General features: G+C 39.5%; 21 protein-coding genes. 14 read left to right on the top strand and 7 right to left on the bottom strand.

The genetic code is table 11. The features are described from left to right. The first annotated feature begins 3 nt into the window (after positions 1-3). The 4 genes from EHW89_RS06630 to EHW89_RS06615 all read left to right on the top strand — a co-directional run bounded on the left by EHW89_RS06630 (position 4) and on the right by EHW89_RS06615 (position 3,380). Positions 4-480 (top strand): FeoA family protein, encoded by a 477-nt coding sequence (locus EHW89_RS06630; RefSeq protein ID WP_126467457.1) that lies wholly within the window; start codon positions 4-6, stop codon positions 478-480. Beyond that, a complete protein-coding gene (gene feoB / locus EHW89_RS06625) occupies positions 477-2,621 on the top strand; it encodes a ferrous iron transport protein B (protein WP_126467455.1) in 2,145 nt (714 codons plus the stop codon). Before EHW89_RS06630 ends, feoB begins: the two co-directional genes overlap by 4 nt. A gap of 8 nt (positions 2,622-2,629) precedes the next feature. After that, on the top strand, positions 2,630-2,764 hold the full coding sequence (locus tag EHW89_RS06620; protein WP_126467454.1) for a FeoB-associated Cys-rich membrane protein: 135 nt from the start codon (positions 2,630-2,632) through the stop codon (positions 2,762-2,764). Between the two features lie 73 nt (positions 2,765-2,837). Then, positions 2,838-3,380 carry a ClbS/DfsB family four-helix bundle protein gene (locus EHW89_RS06615; RefSeq protein ID WP_018543567.1) on the top strand — a complete coding sequence of 181 codons (543 nt, stop codon included), beginning with the start codon at positions 2,838-2,840 and terminating at the stop codon, positions 3,378-3,380. A 360-nt stretch (positions 3,381-3,740) separates the two neighbouring features. Here the strand turns inward: EHW89_RS06615 and EHW89_RS06610 are convergent, their stop codons facing one another. From EHW89_RS06610 to EHW89_RS06600, 3 genes are read right to left on the bottom strand one after another with little or no spacing between them, the layout of a single operon-like run. Then, positions 3,741-5,129, bottom strand: coding sequence for an ABC transporter permease (locus tag EHW89_RS06610; RefSeq protein ID WP_126467452.1), 1,389 nt, complete (start codon positions 5,127-5,129; stop codon positions 3,741-3,743). Positions 5,130-5,151: 22 nt separating this feature from the next. Then, positions 5,152-5,799: an ABC transporter ATP-binding protein gene (locus tag EHW89_RS06605; protein WP_126467450.1), complete on the bottom strand. Its 648-nt coding sequence runs from the start codon at positions 5,797-5,799 to the stop codon at positions 5,152-5,154. Between the two features lie 11 nt (positions 5,800-5,810). Beyond that, positions 5,811-7,103: an ABC transporter permease gene (locus EHW89_RS06600; RefSeq protein WP_126467449.1), complete on the bottom strand. Its 1,293-nt coding sequence runs from the start codon at positions 7,101-7,103 to the stop codon at positions 5,811-5,813. A gap of 267 nt (positions 7,104-7,370) precedes the next feature. On the opposite strand from EHW89_RS06600, the gene EHW89_RS06595 reads away from it, so the two are divergent. From EHW89_RS06595 to EHW89_RS06550, 10 genes are all read left to right on the top strand, one after another. Further along, on the top strand, positions 7,371-8,225 hold the full coding sequence (locus EHW89_RS06595) for a bifunctional methylenetetrahydrofolate dehydrogenase/methenyltetrahydrofolate cyclohydrolase (RefSeq protein ID WP_126467447.1): 855 nt from the start codon (positions 7,371-7,373) through the stop codon (positions 8,223-8,225). 310 nt (positions 8,226-8,535) lie between these two features. Beyond that, positions 8,536-9,393: an NAD(P)H-hydrate dehydratase gene (locus EHW89_RS06590; protein WP_106384271.1), complete on the top strand. Its 858-nt coding sequence runs from the start codon at positions 8,536-8,538 to the stop codon at positions 9,391-9,393. A 301-nt stretch (positions 9,394-9,694) separates the two neighbouring features. Continuing rightward, positions 9,695-10,501 (top strand): TraX family protein, encoded by an 807-nt coding sequence (locus EHW89_RS06585; protein ID WP_126467445.1) that lies wholly within the window; start codon positions 9,695-9,697, stop codon positions 10,499-10,501. Between the two features lie 127 nt (positions 10,502-10,628). Further along, the gene (xseA, locus tag EHW89_RS06580) at positions 10,629-11,969 is read left to right on the top strand and encodes an exodeoxyribonuclease VII large subunit (protein WP_126467442.1); all 1,341 of its coding nucleotides are present in this window, start codon (positions 10,629-10,631) and stop codon (positions 11,967-11,969) included. Further along, entirely contained in the window at positions 11,947-12,159 is a 213-nt protein-coding gene (locus EHW89_RS06575; RefSeq protein WP_003023708.1) for an exodeoxyribonuclease VII small subunit, read from the top strand. The genes xseA and EHW89_RS06575 overlap by 23 nt, the downstream gene beginning before the upstream one ends. After that, positions 12,156-13,058, top strand: a complete 903-nt coding sequence (locus EHW89_RS06570) for a polyprenyl synthetase family protein (protein ID WP_126467440.1) — start codon at positions 12,156-12,158, stop codon at positions 13,056-13,058. The genes EHW89_RS06575 and EHW89_RS06570 overlap by 4 nt, the downstream gene beginning before the upstream one ends. Further along, on the top strand, positions 13,024-13,839 hold the full coding sequence (locus EHW89_RS06565) for a TlyA family RNA methyltransferase (RefSeq protein WP_126467438.1): 816 nt from the start codon (positions 13,024-13,026) through the stop codon (positions 13,837-13,839). The genes EHW89_RS06570 and EHW89_RS06565 overlap by 35 nt, the downstream gene beginning before the upstream one ends. Beyond that, positions 13,832-14,263: an arginine repressor gene (locus EHW89_RS06560; RefSeq protein WP_003031395.1), complete on the top strand. Its 432-nt coding sequence runs from the start codon at positions 13,832-13,834 to the stop codon at positions 14,261-14,263. Before EHW89_RS06565 ends, EHW89_RS06560 begins: the two co-directional genes overlap by 8 nt. Before the next feature lie 7 nt (positions 14,264-14,270). After that, complete coding sequence (recN, locus tag EHW89_RS06555; RefSeq protein ID WP_126467436.1) at positions 14,271-15,929, top strand: DNA repair protein RecN; 1,659 nt, start codon at positions 14,271-14,273, stop codon at positions 15,927-15,929. A gap of 46 nt (positions 15,930-15,975) precedes the next feature. After that, positions 15,976-16,707 (top strand): metallophosphoesterase, encoded by a 732-nt coding sequence (locus EHW89_RS06550; RefSeq protein WP_021001932.1) that lies wholly within the window; start codon positions 15,976-15,978, stop codon positions 16,705-16,707. A 62-nt stretch (positions 16,708-16,769) separates the two neighbouring features. On the opposite strand, the gene EHW89_RS06545 is transcribed toward EHW89_RS06550, so the two are convergent. Genes EHW89_RS06545 through EHW89_RS06530 form a run of 4 tightly spaced genes read right to left on the bottom strand, consistent with a single transcriptional unit; the run spans position 16,770 to position 20,430 of the window. Further along, on the bottom strand, positions 16,770-17,744 hold the full coding sequence (locus EHW89_RS06545; protein ID WP_126467434.1) for a siderophore ABC transporter substrate-binding protein: 975 nt from the start codon (positions 17,742-17,744) through the stop codon (positions 16,770-16,772). A gap of 23 nt (positions 17,745-17,767) precedes the next feature. Next, positions 17,768-18,520: an iron ABC transporter ATP-binding protein gene (locus EHW89_RS06540; RefSeq protein ID WP_003023720.1), complete on the bottom strand. Its 753-nt coding sequence runs from the start codon at positions 18,518-18,520 to the stop codon at positions 17,768-17,770. A gap of 1 nt (position 18,521) precedes the next feature. Beyond that, positions 18,522-19,484, bottom strand: coding sequence for an iron chelate uptake ABC transporter family permease subunit (locus EHW89_RS06535; RefSeq protein WP_126467432.1), 963 nt, complete (start codon positions 19,482-19,484; stop codon positions 18,522-18,524). Further along, the gene (locus tag EHW89_RS06530) at positions 19,477-20,430 is read right to left on the bottom strand and encodes an ABC transporter permease (protein WP_049516671.1); all 954 of its coding nucleotides are present in this window, start codon (positions 20,428-20,430) and stop codon (positions 19,477-19,479) included. The genes EHW89_RS06535 and EHW89_RS06530 overlap by 8 nt, the downstream gene beginning before the upstream one ends. Between the last annotated feature and the right edge of the window lie 86 nt (positions 20,431-20,516).

Here is a 20,516-nt window from a genome sequence, read left to right as displayed (position 1 = left end):
AGTATGGATTTATCTCAAATGAAATTAGTAACAGAATATGAAATTGTCGGAATTGATTTAGAGGAAGCGAGCGTCCGTCATTTAGCAGATTTAGGGATTAAGATAGGAAGTTTTATTCAAATCATTTCAAAAACAAATGATACAGCCATTCTCTTAGTTCGAGCTGCGAGGATTGCCTTGGATAATTCTATTTTGAAAAAGCTGGATGTTGTTCTGAAAGATAGCAACTGCTCAGCTCTTCCTTTATCTGAGTTAATTGTTGGAGATGTGGCATACATTGAAGCAATTCATGCGGATGGTGCTTTAAAACGGAGGCTGATGGATATGGGTTTGACGAAAAACACAAAAGTTCAGTTGCAGAAAGTCGCACCATTAGGTGATCCATTAGAAATTAAGTTGAGAGGTTACGATTTGACGTTGAGAAAGTTAGAAGCGAGTCTGGTTAGTGTTGTGAAAAGCGAAAAGGGAGCAAAAGGATGAAAGAATTAGCGCTTGCGGGAAATCCGAATAGTGGAAAGACCAGTTTATTTAACATTCTAACCGGTAGTAGCCAGCATGTGGGAAATTGGCCTGGTGTCACTGTCGAGAAGAAAAGTGGTCTGTTTCGTAAAAATAAAGATATTATTATTCAAGATCTACCGGGAATTTACTCGTTGTCGCCTTATACTTCTGAAGAAGTGATTAGTAGAAATTATCTTTTAAGCGGTAATGCAGACGGGATTTTGGATGTAGTTGACGCAACCAATTTGGAACGAAATCTATACTTGAGCTTGCAATTGATTGAGACGGGGATTCCGGTTGTGCTGGCTTTAAATATGAGCGATGTCGTTGAAAAACAAGGAAAATGGATTGATACGACTAAATTAAGTTATCAACTAGGTGTGCCAGTCGTTGCGACCAGTGCTTTGAAAAAGACTGGGATTGACCAAGTCATGCAGAAGGTCTTACGAGAAATGGAGCGCACGGATGAAACGCTCTATCCTGTTTACGACAGTCATTTTGAAGCGGCCTTGTCAGAAATTATCCGCATTTTAGGAAATGCAGTGCCTCAAAAACAGGCTCGGTTTTATGCCATTAAGCTTTTTGAACGCGATAAAGAATTATCTGAACAGCTGGTATTGTCTGATTTTCAAAAAACAGAGATTGAAGATGCGATTAGGATTACGGAGGAAATCTACACTGAAGACGCAGAGACCATTGTTGTTAATGCGCGCTATGAGTTTATTGAGTCAGCAGTCAAAATGGCGCTGCAAGCCGATGTTACTAAATTAAGTTTGTCAGATAAGATTGACCGTATTGTGACCAATCGTTATTTAGCTTTACCAATCTTTGCGCTTGTTATGTGGTTGGTGTATTTCCTCTCTATTCAAACGATTGGAACGATGGGAACGGATTGGACAAACGATGTTCTCTTTGGAGAATGGATTCCAAATGGTGTTAAATCATTGCTAGAGCAATTAGCTGTAGCTGACTGGCTTCAATCTTTAATCATTGATGGGATTATCGCAGGCTGCGGAGCTGTGCTAGGCTTTGTGCCTCAGATTTTTGTCTTGTTTATCTGCTTGGGCTTCTTGGAAGACATCGGCTATATGAGCCGGATTGCCTTTGTGATGGATCGAATCTTTCGGCGGTTTGGTTTATCTGGAAAATCCTTTATCCCCATGTTGATTTCGACGGGGTGTGGCGTTCCTGGTGTCATGGCGAGTAGAACCATTGAAAATGAACGTGACCGTAGAATTACCATTATGACAACAACCTTTATGCCTTGTTCTGCCAAGTTGCCGATTATTTCCTTGATTGCGGGAGCTTTCTTCCCCGGCAATCCTTGGATTGCACCAAGTGCTTATTTTGTCGGAATGGGAGCGATTGTCTTATCAGGGATTGCTTTGAAAAAGACAGCGAGTCTCGGTGGAGCAGTAGCGCCCTTTATCATGGAGTTGCCGAGTTACCACCTGCCACAAGTCAAAACGGTTTTGCGCTATGCTGGTCAAAAGGCTTTGAGCTTCATTAGGCGTGCTGGAACGATTATCTTTGTGACCAATATATTCATTTGGTTTGCTAGTTCCTATAACTTTGGCTTGCAGGCGGTTGAGACGGAAGATAGTATCTTAGCGGCATTAGGAAAGGGGCTAGCTTGGATCTTTAGCCCTCTTGGCTTTGGCAATTGGCGAGCAACGGTTGCGGCTATTACGGGATTGTTGGCTAAGGAAACGGTGATTTCTACTTTTGGAATCTTGTATAAAGTGACAGACGCGACAGAGACCACCAAAGAGTTGTGGACCAATCTCCAACAGCATTATACGGCACTTTCCGCTTACTCATTCCTTGTCTTTAATCTACTCTGCGCTCCTTGTTTTGCAGCGATTGGTGCTATTCATCGGGAAATGGGAAATGCTAAATGGACGTGGATTGCTATTTCATTTCAAACCCTACTGGCTTATAATGTCAGCCTTGTGATTTACCAATTTGGTCAAGTTTTGCTGTACGGAAAAGGAATATCTCCTGTGACTGTCTTTGCTCTGCTCGTTGTAGCAGCGGGTCTCTATTTCATCTTTAGAAAACCGCACAAAGAAAAAGTAGAGGTTATCACTTTAGATAGTCTGGCACAGCAAACAGTATAGGAGAAACCATGTCAACGATTATTGTATTTATCATCATTTTAGTTTTAGCAGGTGCAGCGATGCATCATATCATTAAGGGAAAAGGAAACTGTGGCGATTGCGACTGCCAATGTGAAATCAAAGAAAAAATGAGACAAAAATAAAGAGAAAACTAAAAATATGACAGAGGTTGTCAGGTCATTTGTTGTATGATTTATTAAAAAAGGAGAACACAACATGGTAAGACCTACTAGCAAGACTGAGTTGATCAGTGCAGCGACGCAGCAATATGCAAAGCTGCAGTCATTGATTTCCCAATTAACAGAAGAAGAGTTAAAGACTCCATTTGATTTTTCAAAAGATGAAAAAAAGAAAGAGGCGCATTGGAAGAGGGATAAAAACCTCAGAGATGTTCTCATTCATCTTTATGAGTGGCAGCAATTGCTTTTGGATTGGGTGCATTCCAATCAAAATGGTGTCGAAAAATCGTTTTTGCCAGCACCTTATAATTGGAGAAGCTATGGTGAGATGAATGTGGCATTTTGGCAAAAACATCAACAGACACCGCTAGAAAAAGCAATCAAGTTGCTTCATCAATCACAGGAAAAAGTGCTAACCCTGGCTGAAACCTTTACAAATGAAGAGCTGTTTTCAAAGAGCGTTTATAAATGGGTTGGTGGGAGTACCCTTGGCTCCTACTTTGTCAGCTGCACATCGAGTCACTACGACTGGGCCATGAAGAAGCTGAAAGCACATCAAAAGAACTGTAAAAATCAGTAAACAATCAGTAGGACTGGCAGCAAAAAAGAGGGCAACAATAGGCAAGTGAGCCACATCCAATGTGCTTCATTTCGTCCGTCGGGCTGACAGAGTAAATCAAAAGAGTTTCACCTCGTCCGCCTGGCTGACGGAGCAAACCAAAAGAGCTTCACCTCGTCCACCGGGTCGACGTGGTAAACTAAAAGTCATTTATCTTTTCGACTGGGTCGACAGAGCCAATCCAAAGCGGTTCATTTTATCGGCCAAGTCGACAAAGCGAACCTCACGTCATTTCATCCGAGAGTCAGTCTAGCTGTCTATAAAATAAATCGGTCCGTCAACTTAGCTGACGGACCGATTTTGTCTGAACTCATTGATATCTTATTTGCTGTTATCTCCCATTAGTAAGTCTTTTGGTTGCTTACTAAGGAGCGTGATTGAAGCAATGAGGACGGAAACGATGATAATGGCAAGCCCAAAGATGACCACCTTGGTCATATCATCAGGAGATACATGTACATTGAGGCTAGTGAGGGTCTTGTTAAAGCCATCCACTTCAGCCCCGCCTCCAAGATTGGCGCTCTTACCTTCTCGAGCTAGTTTTTCAGCAATACCACTGGTAACTTGTTTTAAAATGCTATTTCCCATCACCTTGCTGACAGCACTACCTGCAAAGTAAGCACCAATGAAGCTAAATATACTTACAAAGAGAACTTCTGTGATAAATTGGAAGAAAATCTTTATTTTACTAATTCCCATTGAAAGCATGATTCCCATTTCTTTTCTACGACCATTGATCCATAAGAACAAGACTAGGGTAAGAACAATCGCTCCAAAGATTAGAGTTCCGATTAAGAGATTTCCAGTAACGCCATAAATACCGTTAATAGAAGATTGAAGTGCTGGGAAGTTGCTTGTACTCTTAACAAGGGTGTAGGCTTCCCAATCAATAGATGATATTTCTTTTACTTTCGCCATCACTTTATCAATGTCTTGGCTACCATTTACAAAGAAAGTAGCATCTTGATAAATAGCGTTTTTATCTGTTGAACCTTGTAAAGTTTTAGTCGTTTCTAAGTCTGTGATAAAGGTATTTTCATACAATTCTTGAGGACTAGAAACGCCTCCTTTATTTTTCCCGTCAAAAATTCCGATAACTGTCACTTTAGTAGTTTTATTAGCTTTGCGAACGTTATCATAGTCATAAGTATTCGATTTTATATTAATCGTATCGCCGACTTTAAGTTTGTTCTTTTCTGCAAAATCTTTATGAATTAAAGCAACATTTTTGTCATTTTTGTTGATATGTCTACCTTCAACTAGTTTGAAGGTTTCTGCGGTAAATTTATCATCTTTAGATGAATCGTTGATACCTGTTGCCATAATGGCACGGCCGAATTTTTGTTTTCTATCTTCGCTTTCAAAGTCGGTTTCTCCAGATTCAACCAATTGGTGATCAATTAAGTCAGCGACAACATTCATTCGTTTGATGTAGCCAGAGATACCTTTAACTTTTTCCACAGCTTCGATATCTTCGCCTTTAAGATTTCCTGCTCCGCGAGGGGTACCTTGGTTCACTTCGCGGTTAATCTGCATTGAGAAACTGCTAGTGATATTTTTGAAAGTCTCTTTTGAAGCAGCGTCTGTTGCATTTTTAACAGCAATACTGCCTAAGGTTAAGGTAGAGATGGCTAGCAGGATGAAAAAGATAATCAAGCTTTTGATTTTCTTGCGCCAGACATAAGCCAAAGCGTTTTTTATTGGTAACATATCATTTCTTCTCCTTGGGGTATCATTTCGCTTTCTTAGTGATTTCCACTAAGTTTTTATTTTTTAATTCGAGGACAACATCTGCTTGATCAGCCAGCTCTTTGCTGTGTGTCACCACAATGACACATTTCTTCTTCTCTTTGGCAGAGGTGATAAGAATGTCAATAATGTCCATGGCAGTAGCAGCGTCTAGATTCCCTGTTGGTTCATCGGCTAAGATAATCGGGGCTTCTGATGCCAAAGCACGTGCAATAGCCACCCGTTGCTGTTGACCGCCAGAGAGGCGCATGACATTGCGGTGAATCTCTTTCTCGCTCAAGCCTAACCGTAACAAGATTTCTTTATCTGCATGTGGATTGACCAAACGGACATTTTCAAGAGGGGTGAGGTAGTCAATTAAATTATAATTTTGAAAGACCAAAGAGATTTGTTTGCTTCTGTGGTGATTGTAGCCTTTCTCAGCAATGTCTTGATTTTCAAAGAGGATTTTTCCTTTTGTGGGAGTGTCAAGTCCTGCTAAAAGGGAAAGTAAGGTGGATTTTCCAGCACCAGATTTCCCGATGATGGCGTAAAATTTCCCTTTTTCAAATGAAGTCGTGATTTGTTGCAATACATTTTCTTGTAAAGTGTTGTACTGATAACTAACAGTATCTATTTTTAAAATCGTCATTTTTTGTCTCCTTAACTAATATCGGTTAAAATTTCCTTCGGTTTTTTATGTAAAATAATAGAGGACGAGCCCACTACGGCAAATAAGATAATGATGAGTAAAATGCCATAGGTCAACATCATCGTGGTCAGGTCTAACTGCGGTACCACATTTTCAAAGAGTGCCGCTGAATCAGCTCCGTCTTGTCCTTTCTTGATAAAGCCTTTAAAGACCATGGTAGCCAGATAAGAACCGCTAATCGTGGATAGAACCATGCTAAACACAGAGATGATGACAAGCTCTAGCACAAATTGAGACATAATCATTGTCTTTGAAATACCAAGCGACAGAAGCACTCCGATTTCATAAACTCTCTCTCGCAACCAAAACATAAGAATCAGGGCTAGAATGATGATACTGCCGATAATGATACTGAATGTTAGGACACGAACAATCTGTTTAAAACTCGTAATAGAAGAAGAGATAGTCTCAAATGCTTTCGTATTTTTAACAAGGTCTAACTTGCTCCAGTCAATAGGCGCTTTCTTAACGGCGGTCACCACTTGGTCAATGTTCCTTGGATTGGCAACATAGTAAACTGCTGATGTGACTTGATAGTCAGTTGCTTTGTAGCCTGCTAAGCGTTGACTGGTTTCATAATCCAAATAAAGGGTATTTTCCGTTGCATCAGAACTCAATCCAGTTTGTTTTTCTTCTTTTTTACCAGAGAAAATCCCAGCAACTTCAACTTCTATTTCATCGCCTTTTTTTGCATCACCGTCTCGCAATGATACGCCTTGCAGTTTGAATTTATCACCTACTTTGAGATGATTTTGCGTAGCTAATTTTTCATGAATCAACACCTTGGAGCGGTCACTTTTTTGAAGATGTTTTCCTTTTTCTAACTTAAAAACACCACTGACAAAGGTCGTTTCCAACTGAGAATTATTTGTGCCCAATGCTGCAACGAGATTGTTGAGAATAGGATTTTGATTATCTCGCGTCACTCCTTGTCTCTTCTTGACAACCGTTTTATTTGTCAAGGTTGCCAGTGCATCGTATTTTAAGTTATGTTTTGAGATTTCTTTGTTCTCTAACAATTTCTCTGCTGTTCTTAATGAAATGGGATTTTCAATATTCTTACTGGTGATAGCAAAGCCAGTATTTGAAGCATCATAAATCCTTTTTTCGATATTATCTGTCGTTTTCATAATCGAAAAACTACTGGATAAAGCAGTGGAAATAAATGTTAGTATCAGAAAAATCAGAACCGTTTTAACTTTTTTTCTACTGATGTAATTCAAAGCCTGTTTGGCTATTTGCATAATTTTCTTCCCTTCTATATATTTTTAAACTAAATCGGTACCGTGTTCTATGTTAAAGCAGTTACCTTAAAATAGTTTTAAGGTTTAAGATAATTTTAAGTTTTTTAGCTCCTTTTTTTCTGTTTTTTGTGTAAATTTTCATAAAATAGTAGAAAAAGGTGGAAAGACAAGGTTGGTTTCGCTCTATAACTTTCTATAAAAAGTCTATAGGGCAAATGAATGAATTTTTGCTATAATAGTAACGAAGAAAATAGAAATGAGGGTTATATGGCAAAGATAATCGACGGAAAAGCTTTGGCAGAAAAATTACAAGCACAACTAGCAGAGAAAGTTCGTAAACTAAAAGACCAAACAGGCTTAGTTCCTGGACTTGTAGTCATCTTGGTCGGCAATAACCCAGCTAGTCAAATCTATGTGAGAAATAAAGAACGGTTAGCTTTGGCTGCAGGACTTCGAAGCGAAGTGGTGCGTCTGCCAGAAACAACTAGTCAAGAAGAATTGCTTGCTCTGATAGACCAATACAATCAAGATTCAGCTTGGCACGGGATTTTAGTTCAGTTGCCACTGCCAAAGCATATTGATGAAGAGGCAGTGTTGTTAGCAATTGACCCTGATAAAGATGTGGACGGCTTTCACCCAATGAATATGGGACGCCTTTGGAGTGGTCATCCTGTCATGATTCCCTCCACACCTGCTGGAATTATGGAAATGTTTCATGAGTACGGTGTAGAATTAGAAGGTAAACGTGCTGTTGTCATTGGACGGAGTAACATTGTCGGAAAGCCCATGGCACAGCTTTTACTTGCTAAAAATGCAACAGTAACTCTGACGCATTCACGGACACATCACTTGTCAGAGATTACAAAAGAAGCTGATATTTTAGTTGTAGCTATTGGTCGCGGACATTTTGTGACTAAAGATTTTGTCAAAGAAGGCGCGGTCGTGATTGATGTCGGTATGAATCGTGATGAAAATGGTAAATTGATTGGCGATGTGAAATTTGATGAAGTATCTGAAACCGCAAGTCTCATTACTCCTGTACCAAGAGGGGTTGGTCCGATGACCATTACCATGCTCATGGAGCAAACCTATCAAGCGTGTAAACGTAGTTTGAAAAAATAAGAATGTCACGGGAGTGGGACAGACAACAGCCATGATTACTACGAACTCCCCCACAGAAAGAGTGTAATCGTGAAAATTACGTATAAAAATGGTATTTCGTAAGAAATCAAATTTGTTGCCCCACCCTGCAAGGTTGAGTAGGTTTGTAAAAGCTGATATCATCAGCGTAATAAAGGCCACTCAATTGCGTATTGAGTTTTATTCTAGAAAGTAAACGAGTCTGAGACAAGAATGTCCTAGACAGGTCTTTTTTCCTTTATATAGAATAGAGGTAGACAAAGAGAATCGCAGTATGCAAAAGGAGAAAATAATGGAAGTGGTCAATTGTACATTATTGGAAAAGGTCGTTCAGCCACGTGCACTCCATAGTCACAAGGGAGATTACGGTCGCTTGTTGTTAATTGGCGGGACATATCCTTTTGGTGGAGCGATTATCATGGCAGCCTTAGCTGCAGTTCATAGCGGAGCTGGTCTAGTGACGGTGGCGACGGATAGGGAAAATATCGCAGCTCTCCACGCTCATTTACCAGAAGCAATGGCTTTTGATGTACAAGATAAAAAGCTATTGACCGAGCAAGTCCAAAAAGCAGATGTAGTATTGATTGGATCAGGTTTAGCTGAAAGTAAACTTGAAAAAGCCGTTTTGCAGCTGGTAGTGGAACTTGTCAGTGAACATCAAATCTTCATCATGGACGGTGGAGCTATTTCACTTTACAGCAAAGAAACTCTGCCATTTCCAAAAGCACAGACAATTTTTACCCCGCATCAAAAAGAATGGGAGCGGTTGAGCGGACTAAAGATAGCTGAGCAAACGGTTGAAAAAAGCCAAGAAGCTGTTAATTCCTTCCCTGCTGGAACTATCGTTGTTCAAAAGAAGCACGGAACGACTATTTTTCAAAGTGGAAATGGAAACCATTTTCAACTGACTATTGGTGGTCCTTATCAAGCAACGGGTGGCATGGGAGATACTCTGGCAGGCATGATTGCGGGTTTTGCAGGGCAGTTCAAGACTAGTTCTTTACTGGAACGTGTAGCAGCAGCAGTCTATCTGCATTCAGCCATTGCAGAGGAGTTAAGCAAAGAAAACTATGTAGTCTTGCCAACGGAAATCAGCAAAGAAATCCCTAAGTGGATGAAGAAGTTAACTAAAAATGAAAATATATTATAATGAAAAAGCCTGCAAAAATATTTAAAAACTTAGAAAGTTTAGATTTTCTTAGCTATTTATAAAAGTAATATTTAGCTCATGAGGCTTAGTATAAATTGAAAGGGAGAATAAACTTTTTCAATATCCACTATCTTATGAAAATTCATTGCATCTAATGAGGTTGAGATTTTTTATCTTGACCTTATTTTTTCTGTCTTACAAAATTATCACTTTTCTTTCTGAAAATGTAAGTTTATGTAATGGAAAGATCGGGAAATTTTCGGTAAGATTATGCTTGCTGAAAAAATGAAATGGAGAATTTATGATGTTACAATCTTTAAAGAAAATATCGAATGCAATGAACTTGAAAATTTTAGCTATTTTACTCATGTTTTTAAATCATATCTACGAAATGTTTGGTGCTTTTGGCGCCCCGATGTGGTTAACAATGTTAGGACGCATAGTTTTTCCTCTTTTTATGTTTCTGGCAGCTGATAGTTTTTATTATACGCATAATCGAAAAGCTTATTTGAAACGGTTGCTCTTTATGACATGGTTTATGATTATTGGAAACATGATTGTCAGTCAATTTTTCACTAATGGTCAAGTTGGGCTGGCGAATAATGCTTTTGGCGCCTTTTTCTTAGCGGGCGTATCTATCTGTGCTTGGGATTTGATGGTTGAAGGGGTGAAGGAAAAGAAACTTTATTCATTTTGGAAAGGGCTAGGGCTTTTTCTTTTGCCGATTCTTATGACTCTGCCGACTTTGTTTCTATCAGGTTATCTAGCTAGTGAAAATATATCGCCTCTTATGGTTCAAATTATTGCCCTTTTTATCATGGCTATTCCGAACATTCTCGTGGTTGAAGGAGGGGATGTCATGGTTTACCTTGGTCTTCTCTTTTATATTTTCCGCAGACACCGCATAGCACAAATGGTGACATTAACACTAGTCTCTTTATTTGTGTATCTAACAGATCCAACGTCTGTGCAATGGATGATGGTTTTTGCGGTTATTCCAATGTATTTTTACAACGGTGAAAAAGGTCGTGGTATGAAGTTATTTTTCTACATTTTCTATCCTGCGCATATCTATCTTTTGTATATTTTGGCAAGTTTGTTGGGCTAGGCTCTGCTTGAGATATGGGAAACTAGTCTTTCCTTTTTCGTTGAGGGCTGGAAATGATTTTTTATAGATTGTTTGGTATAATAAAAATTATGAATAAAGAAGCATTACAGGAAATGAAAGGAGAGGAATGTCTGAGTATTTATCCGTGTCAACCTTGACCAAATACTTAAAATTAAAGTTTGATAAAGATCCTTATTTAGAACGAGTTTATCTGACGGGGCAAGTTTCTAATTTTCGTAGGCGACCTAATCACCAATATTTCTCTCTCAAAGATGAAAAAGCAGTCATTCAGGCAACAATTTGGGGTGGTGTTTATAAGAAGTTAGGTTTTGACTTGGAAGAGGGCATGAAAATCAATGTCGTCGGTCGTATTCAGCTTTATGAGCCAAGTGGATCTTACTCTATTATCATTGAAAAAGCGGAACCAGATGGTGTCGGGGCTTTGGCGATTCAGTTTGAACAGCTCAAAAAAAAGTTAGGCGAGGAAGGGCTTTTTGAGGAGCGTTTTAAGCAGGCCTTGCCACAATTCCCCAAGAAAATTGGGGTAGTAACCAGTCCAAGTGGTGCAGTGATTCGCGATATTATCACAACTGTCAGTCGTCGTTTTCCGGGAGTGGAAATTGTTCTTTATCCGACGAAGGTGCAGGGAGAAGGTTCCGCTGCTGAGGTGGCAGATAATATCCACCGCGCAAATACAAGGGGAGATTTAGATGTGCTCATTATCGGTCGAGGTGGTGGCTCAATTGAAGATCTCTGGGCGTTTAATGAGGAAGTGGTTGTCCGTGCAATTTTTGAATCGCACATTCCGATCATTTCGAGTGTAGGGCATGAAACGGATACGACCTTGGCAGATTTTGTTGCAGATAGACGCGCTGCAACGCCGACAGCGGCTGCTGAATTAGCAACACCTGTAACAAAGCTGGATCTCCTAGCACACTTGCAGCAGCAACAAAATCGGTTAGCAGCTGCCACATCGAATCGTCTTACTTACAATCGTGAGCGATTAGCTAAGCTGAGTCAGTCTGTCATTTTTCGACAACCAGAACGACTATATGATAGCTACCTGCAAAAATTAGATCAACTTAATTTACGGCTCAAGCAAAAAATTCGCGAATATTATAACGAGGAAGTGCAGCGAGCAAGGCTTTTACAACATCGTTTGGAGGCTCTGGCTCCCTTAAGGCAGGTTCAGATTTATCAAGAGCGTGTAGCTCAGTTGGAACGGCTTCTGCGTAGCAATATGGCAGTTGTTTATGACCATAAAGTGGCTGAAGTCAAGCGTCTGTCTGACGCTTTGCTCATGCTGGATACTAGCCGAATTGTGGCTCGGGGTTATGCTATTGTCAAAAAAGATGAACAGGTGTTAGAATCTATTGAGAAAGTCAATAAAAAAGATCAATTAACCATTTTGATTCGAGATGGTCAGATAGAAGTTGAGGTAAAAGATGTCGAAAGAAAAGAAATTTGAAGAAAATTTAGCAGACTTAGAAGTTATCGTACAGAAGTTAGAAAACGGAGATGTGGCTTTGGAAGAAGCGATTTCTGAGTTCCAAAAGGGGATGCAGCTTTCAAAAGAACTTCAAACAACCTTGGACAAAGCAGAAAAAACGCTGGTAAAGGTTATGCAGGCTGATGGCACAGAAACGGAAATGGAATGAAACAAGACGAAAAATTAGCTAGAATTGGACAGACTATCGAGGGATTTTATGCTCAAAAAGTGGTGTCTGCTGATTTGATAGAAGCGATTCTTTACTCAGTTAATGCAGGCGGTAAGCGAATTCGTCCTCTTTTACTTTTAGAATTGTTAGAAGGTCTAGGACTTGAACTGACAGAAGCACATTTCCAAGTGGCAGCAGCACTTGAAATGATTCATACAGGTAGCTTGATTCATGATGATTTGCCGGCTATGGACGATGATGATTATCGTCGTGGTCGCTTGACCAGCCACAAGAAATTTGGCGAAGCAATGGCTATTTTAGCGGGAGATTCTCTCTTTTTGGATTCTTATGCCTTGATAGCAGAAGCGGCACTACCTAGTCAAATCAAGGTAAATTTGATTGCAGAATTGTCATTAGCGGCTGGAACTTTTGGTATGGTCGGAGGTCAAGTCCTTGATATGCAGGGCGAAGGAAAGGACATCAGTTTAGCAGAGCTGCAGAATATTCATGCCAATAAGACTGGCAAACTCCTGACCTATCCCTTTATTGCTGCGGGTTTGATTGCTGAAGTAGGAGAATCACAGCAGGAAAAATTGAAAGTAATAGGTCAGCTGCTGGGACTAGCTTTTCAGGTACGAGATGATATTTTAGATATCACAGCGAACTTTGAAGACTTGGGGAAGACACCGCAGAAAGATGTGGCAGCAGAGAAAGCCACCTATCCAGCCATTTGGGGTTTGGATGGAGCAAAGCGATTCTTTGAAAAACAGATAGAGGAAACAGAGCATTTATTGGCAGAATTAGAAGCAGAGCTTGCTTTTTCAGGCGCGGCTATCAGAAAGATAATAGAAAGTTTAAAACTCAATGACGAAAGAAAGAGTAGATGTTCTAGCTTATAAGCAAGGGCTTTTTGAAACAAGAGAACAGGCCAAGCGCGGTGTGATGGCGGGCTTAGTTGTTGCTGTTGCGAATGGTGAGCGTTTTGATAAACCTGGCGAAAAAATTGATGAAGGCATTGAGTTAAAACTCAAAGGTGAAAAGCTCAAATATGTTAGTCGTGGTGGTTTAAAATTAGAAAAGGCTTTGCAGATTTTTGAAATTTCAGTTGAAAATCAGGTCACGTTGGACATTGGGGCATCAACGGGCGGTTTTACGGACGTCATGCTACAAAATGGGGCACGACAGGTCTATGCGGTAGATGTCGGCACCAATCAATTGGCTTGGAAATTGCGCCAAGATGAACGCGTCATCAGCATGGAGCAATTCAATTTTCGCTATGCAGAGGCGGCTGATTTTGAGGAGACACCTCGCTTTGCCTCCATTGATGTCAGCTTTATCTCGCTGCGACTCATTTTGCCAGCTCTGTATAAGATTTTGGCTGAAAATGGGAACGCTGTGGCACTCATCAAACCTCAGTTTGAAGCAGGTAGAGAGCAGATTGGTAAAAATGGGATTGTGAAAGATAAAAAAGTGCATCAAGCAGTTTTAGAAAAAGTAACGGACTTTATGGTTGAAGCAGGATTTTCTGTCCAAGGTCTGGATTTCTCCCCTATTCAAGGTGGGCATGGGAATGTGGAATTTTTAGCCTATTTGGAAAAAAATCCTCATCCTGAAAACCTAGTAAAAGCAATGATTACAACGGTCGTAGAGACAGCACATAAGGAATTTAAAGATGAATAAAAAGGAAAGATTAGAAAAAATTAGACATTTTGTGTCGGACTATGAAGTTGGGACACAAGAAGCAATTGTAGAATATCTGAAGAAATCAGGAATTACAGCAACACAGGCAACTGTTTCGCGTGATATTAAAGAATTGGGCATTGTCAAAATTCCGCTGAAAAATAACACTTATATTTATGAACTACCGAAATCAGCTAGTACGAGTTTGAAGTTAGCAGACAATAATATCTTAAAGTTTGAGCTATTGGGAAATATGATCAATCTCAATCTTGTCCCTGGAAGCACAGCTTTTGTGAAGCGACAAATTGTAGAAGATTTTTCTAAGGACATTTTTAGTATTTTAGCCGATGATGACACGATTCTCCTTATTTTCCGTAGTGAAGAAATGGCTCATCAGGTATTGGAACAAATCAGAAATTGGTAGATAGCCTATGTTACTTGAAATTTCCATTAAAAATTTTGCAATTATTGAAGAGATTTCCCTCAATTTTGAGCAAGGCATGACCGTTTTGACAGGTGAAACAGGGGCTGGAAAGTCTATTATTATTGATGCTATGAACATGATGCTAGGAAGCCGCGCGACAACAGATGTGATTCGTCACGGTGCATCAAAAGCAGAGATTGAAGGGCTTTTTGCAATTGAGCAGAGTAAGGCTTTGGTTGAAATTTTTGAGCAGCAAGGGCTTGATATGACAGATGAGCTGATTATTCGGCGGGAAATTTTTCAAAATGGGCGTAGTGTCAGTCGTATTAATGGTCAAATGGTTAATTTGTCTGTTTTGCGGGCTGTTGGACAGCATTTGGTGGATATTCACGGTCAGCACGATCAAGAAGAACTCATGCGACCACAACTCCATATTGCCATGTTGGATGAGTTTGGGGATGAAGCGTTTTTTAAACTCAAAGCGGATTATCAACAGACTTTTGATCAGTATCGTCAGTTGCGCAAGCAAATTGTAACGATTCAGAAGAATCAAGAAGAAAATAAAGCGCGGATTGACATGCTGGAATATCAAATTGCAGAGATTGAAGCAGCTAATTTAAAAGCAGGTGAAGATTTAGCTTTAAATCAAGAACGTGATAAGTTGCTCAATCATAAGCAGATTGCGGACACTTTGACCAATGCTTATGCCATGCTGGATGATGAAGAATTTTCTAGTTTAGCGAATGTTCGTTCTGCCATGAATGACATGGAAGCTATTGAAGACTATGACGCCACTTACAAAGAAATTGCGACCAACCTTTCTGAATCTTACTATGTGTTGGAAGATGTGACAAAGCGTTTGGAGGATATTCTAGAAGACTTGGATTTTGATGGTGGCCGTCTCTTAGAAGTAGAAAGTCGCCTAGATTTAATCTATAGTATTACTCGCAAATACGGCGGTCAAGTAGATGATGTCCTAGCTTATTTTGAGCAGATTTCTAAAGAATATGCTCTACTTACTGGGAAAAATCTTTCATCAGATGATTTGAACAAAGAGCTGAAAAAGCTGGAAAAAGACTTGGTTTCTCTAGCAAGCAGTCTTAGTCAGGCTCGGCACGAATTAGCCCAGCAGTTAGAAGCAGAGATTCAGCAAGAACTGCAAGACCTCTATATGGAAAAGGCGAATTTTCGAGTTCAATTTACCAAGGGAAAATTTAGCCGCGATGGGAATGAACACGTTGAATTTTATATTTCGACTAATCCCGGTGAAGATTACAAACCGCTCGTTAAGGTTGCTTCAGGTGGTGAATTGTCTCGTTTAATGTTGGCAATCAAGTCTGCTTTTTCTCGCAAGGAAGGCAAGACCAGCATTGTCTTTGATGAAGTAGATACAGGTGTATCGGGACGTGTTGCACAAGCTATTGCTCAAAAGATTCATAAAATTGGCTCCAATGGACAAGTTCTTGCCATCTCGCACCTACCACAAGTGATTGCCATTGCAGATTATCAATTTTTCATTGAGAAAATATCTGATGAACATTCGACCGTTTCAACTGTTCGCTTGTTATCAGATGAGGAGCGTGTCGAAGAAATTGCCAAAATGTTGGCGGGTGAAAATGTGACCCAAGCAGCCCTCACGCAGGCTAGAGAGCTCTTGAAAAAATGAAATACTCTTTGGCTTGTGCTAAATGAGTTGTTATCAGGAGGTAATCATGACAAATTATTTTGTAATTGGTGACGTACATGGAAAAGCAAAAATGCTAAAAGAATTACTCAAAAAATGGGATGGAGAAAGTCAGCTCATCTTTTTGGGAGATTTGATTGACCGTGGCGAGGACAGCCGAGCGGTTTTAGAGTGTGTGAAAAGTCTTGTCGACAAGCAAGGAGCGATTTGTATTTCTGGGAATCACGAATACATGTTTTTAACTTGGCTGGACAATCCTGAGAGCGGCTATGCTCATTATCGTCGCAATGGCGGTGACACAACAATCAATTCCATTTTGGGGCGACCTTTAGATACTCCTGTTGATGGAGTTGAAGACGCGAAGCGCGTGTCGGAAGAGGCGCCAGACCTCGTGTCTTTTATTCGTCAGATGCCTTTCTTTGTTGAAACAGATAACTATATTTTTGTACACGCTGGAGTTGACTTAACTTTAAAAGATTGGCATGAAACAAGCGATTATCAAAAGGTTTGGATACGTGAGCCCTTTCATCAAGGTCTTAATCAAACAGGAAAGATAATTGTATTTGGGCATACTCCGACTTTTTATCTTTTTTCTGAGATGCCTGGGACAAGTCACCTTTGGCAAACGCAGGATCAAAAAATTGGCATGGATGGCGGTGCTGTCTATGGCGGTGTTCTCCACGGAGTTTTATTTGGAAATGAGGGAATTTTAGAACATCATTTCATCACAAATGATGGTTTCGCGGTAGAGGATAATTAGAAGTTGAGGATGATAAAAGAGCTGGAGAAAATTCATTTAAGGTTTTCTCCAGCTCTTTTATATTATTTCCCAGCTACATTTTTTACATCTTCAATCATCAATTTTGTGGATTCAAGTCCGCCTCCGCTTAGGTACCAGAGGTCGGATGTCAAGTTTACAATAGTTTTGTTTTTAGCAGCATTTGTTTCTTGGATCAGTGAGTTATTCAGTAAGTCTTTATTAGCCGAATTGTCCCCACCGATAGCAAGAGTGCGATTCAGAACAAAGATAATGTCTGGATTGATCTGTTTGATACTTTCAAAGCTGACTTCTTGTCCATGTCTTGATTCTTTGATTTTAGCATCTGTTGGTTTGAATTTCAAAGTGCTGTAAAGGAAAGCAAAACGTGATTTAGCGCCAAAAGCAGACATGGAGCCTTCATTCAACATCATCGCAAGAGCCTTTTTATTTGATTTTTCATTGGCAGCAACAACGGTTTGAATTTCTTTGTCTAATTTAGCTAATTCACTTTTAGCATTTTTCGTTCCGTCTTCCCCAAAGATACTTGCTAAAGAAAGTATGTTTTTCTTGGTAGAACCCCAGTAGTCTTTGTTATCTGTTTGGAATAACACAGTAGGGGCAATTTCCTTGAGTTTCTTGACATATTGAGCTGTACGACCAGAAGCAATAATCAAGTCTGGTTTTAAAGCTGCGATAGCTTCCATATTCGGTTCTTTCATGCTACCTACATTTTTAATGCTACTTGGTAAATTTTTTAAGTAAGCAGGCAGAGTTTTCTTTGGCATACCGACAATGCTGCTTTCTTTTCCTAAAGCACGAATGGTATCAGCTGCACCTAAATCCAGTGTTACAATTTTTTTAGGGTTGGTAGGGACTTTCACATCTCCATTTGCTGTTTTGATAGTGACTTCACTAGAAGCAGACGAAGAGTTTGTCGTTTTTGAATTGGACTGTTTATTGTCGCTGCAAGCAGCGAGTAGCACAACTGCAACAGCTGCGAAGAGAGATAGAAGTAGTGTTTTTGTATTCTTTTTCATTAAAATTCCTCCAAAATTAATATTTATAGGTAAATACAAACTTTTTTACCATTGATTTCCCCAAGGGTAATGTCCATTTCATACAATGGATCTAAAATTTCTTTTCTCATGACCTGATTGGTTGTACCTTGATAAAAGACTTTTCCGTCTTTAAAGGCGACAATTTCATCAACATACTGACTGGCAATATTGATGTCATGAATGACAATGATAATCGTTTTTCCTAAGTCATCAACGAGAGAACGCAAGATTTTCATCATAGAAATACTTTGCTTAATATCTAGATTGTTTAGTGGCTCGTCCAAAAGGATAAAATCAGTGTCTTGAGTGAGCACCATAGCGATAAAAACGCGCTGCAATTGACCTCCGGAGAGTGTATCAATAAAACGGTTTCTTAAATCAAGAATGTCCAGATATTCAAGTGCTTGCTCTACTTTTTTGAAATCTTCTTTTGTCAAACGATCCTGACTATAAGGAAAGCGACCGAAGGAAACCAATTCTTCAACCGTTAATTTAGATTGATAATTGATTTTCTGTTTTAAAATGGTTAATTCTTTGGCGAGCTCTTTTGAGTTCCAAGCTTCAATTTCTTTTCCCTTGATACTGAGAAAACCGTGATCTTTCTTGAGCAAACGGCTCATAATGGAAAGCAGCGTTGATTTTCCAGCACCATTTGGTCCAATAAAGGCGGTGAATTTGCTCGGTGAAATATTCAGTTGAATATCTTCTAAAATTGCTTGATTTCCAAATGATTTGCCAACGTTTTTTAATTGCATTCTAGCGTTTTGCCTCCTTAGCTAAAAGATAAAAGAAGAATAACCCTCCGACAAGCTCAATGACCATGCTGACATTGATTTGGAGCTGAAAGACACGCTCTACCAGCATTTGCCCAGTAGTTAGAGAAAGAAAACCGAGTAAAATTGCTACTGAGAATAACCATTTGTGTTGGTATTCTTTGATTAACAGATAGGCTAAATTGGACATCATAAAGCCGAAGAACATCATAGGTCCAACGAGAGCAGTTGTCGTTGAAGTCAGCAAAACAATTGCCCATAGTATTTTTTTTTGCTCTTTTTCAACTTCTACACCTAAAATAGTTGTTGTCTTTTTATCCAAATGAAAGACATTCAAAATAGCGTTCTTCTTTAACAAATACAAACCTGCTAGTCCAATGATGATTGTAGCGACAGATAGAATATCCATATTTATTCGTTGAAAGGAAGGAAATAGTTTTGTCTGCAGTTTATCATATTCGTTAGGATCCATTAGCACCTGCAAGAATGTGCTGGCGCTTCTAAAGAGCGTCCCTAGTGCCATGCAAATCAATAAAATAAATACAAATCCTTGTTGGAGTAGCCTTTTTAATGCAGGTTGCAGGCAGAAAAAGAAGCCACACTGTATGAGTAAGACTAAGATAAACTCAAGCAAAGGATGACCAGTATTGCCGATGAATTTGCTAGCAAAGAAAAGATAAATCGTCTGCATAAAGACATAGAGAGATTCCATTCCAAGAATGCTTGGTGTTAAAAAACGATTCTCTGTGATTGTTTGAAAGCTGATTGTAGCAAGACCTCCAGTTATGGCGACTAAGAGATAGGCTAGTAACTTTTGCGAGCGCAATTTCATAATAAAACCTGTTAAAGGATAGTCCATTGGCATGAGATATAACAAGCCACTCAAGCTAGCTACCAAAAGCAATAAAAGTAAGCGATTTCTTGTTTGACTCTTCATTTTATTCATGAGCAGCACCTCGCCATAAAAGATATACGAAAGCCAAACTACCTAAAATTCCTAAAATCAAGCTGACGGAAACTTCGTAAGGGCGAATGACTAGACGAGCTACAATATCACAGACCAAGATGAGACAGGCACCAGTTAATGCGGTCAGTCCCTTAATGCGCGTGATATGGTCACCATAAAATTTCCGAATGATGTTTGGAACAATGACTCCGATAAATGGAAGAGAGCCGACTGTAATCATCGTCACACTTGTCGTCAATGCAATGAGAAACAACGTCATTCCTTCCATTTGGTAAAAGGAAATGCCTAGATTATGACTAGCGTCTTCCCCTAGATTCATAATGGTAAACGTGGCTGATAGCTTCCATACTGCAATCAAGATGATTAAACTTAAAAATAACCATTCATATTGATGTTTCTGAATCATGGAAAAAGAGCCTTGTGTCCATGAAGTCATGCTTTGGACAAGATCAAAACGATAAGCAATGATTTCTCCAGCTGCACTAATCACCCCACTATAAATAATTCCGACAAGCGGTAACAACCATTTTTCTTTAAATGAGAATTTTCTGATAAATCTAATAAAAATAATCGTAAAAAAAATAGCAGATACAAAAGCAAATAGCATTTTTTGCGCTAATGTGGCTGACGGAAAGAAAAATAAACTAAGCAACATACCAAATTTCGCAGCCTCGACCGTTCCAACTGTACTAGGAGCAGCAAAATGATTTTGTGTAACAGTCTGCATAAGAAGCCCGGCAATGCTCATGCTAGAGCCTGCTAGGAGAATGCTGACTGTCCTTGGCAAGCGAGACTCCCAAAATAGTAGCCCGGTCTGCTTATCTCCATGTAGCAGCTGCCACCACGAAAAGTGACTAGAACCAACTGTAATTGAAATCATAACCAGAGCAAGACAAAGAATTCCTAAAAATTTTGTCTGTTTCATTTATCAACCCTTTCTTCAAAGCAACAGCTTCAATAAGATACATCACTAGGCTAACAAAAAAATAAAACAGTGTCAATTATTTTCTG

The sequence above is a fragment of the Streptococcus periodonticum genome (genome assembly GCF_003963555.1).
GTDB lineage: Bacteria > Bacillota > Bacilli > Lactobacillales > Streptococcaceae > Streptococcus > Streptococcus anginosus.
Note: the sequence above shows the minus strand (reverse complement) of the source record. Positions and strands in the feature narration are given on the sequence as shown.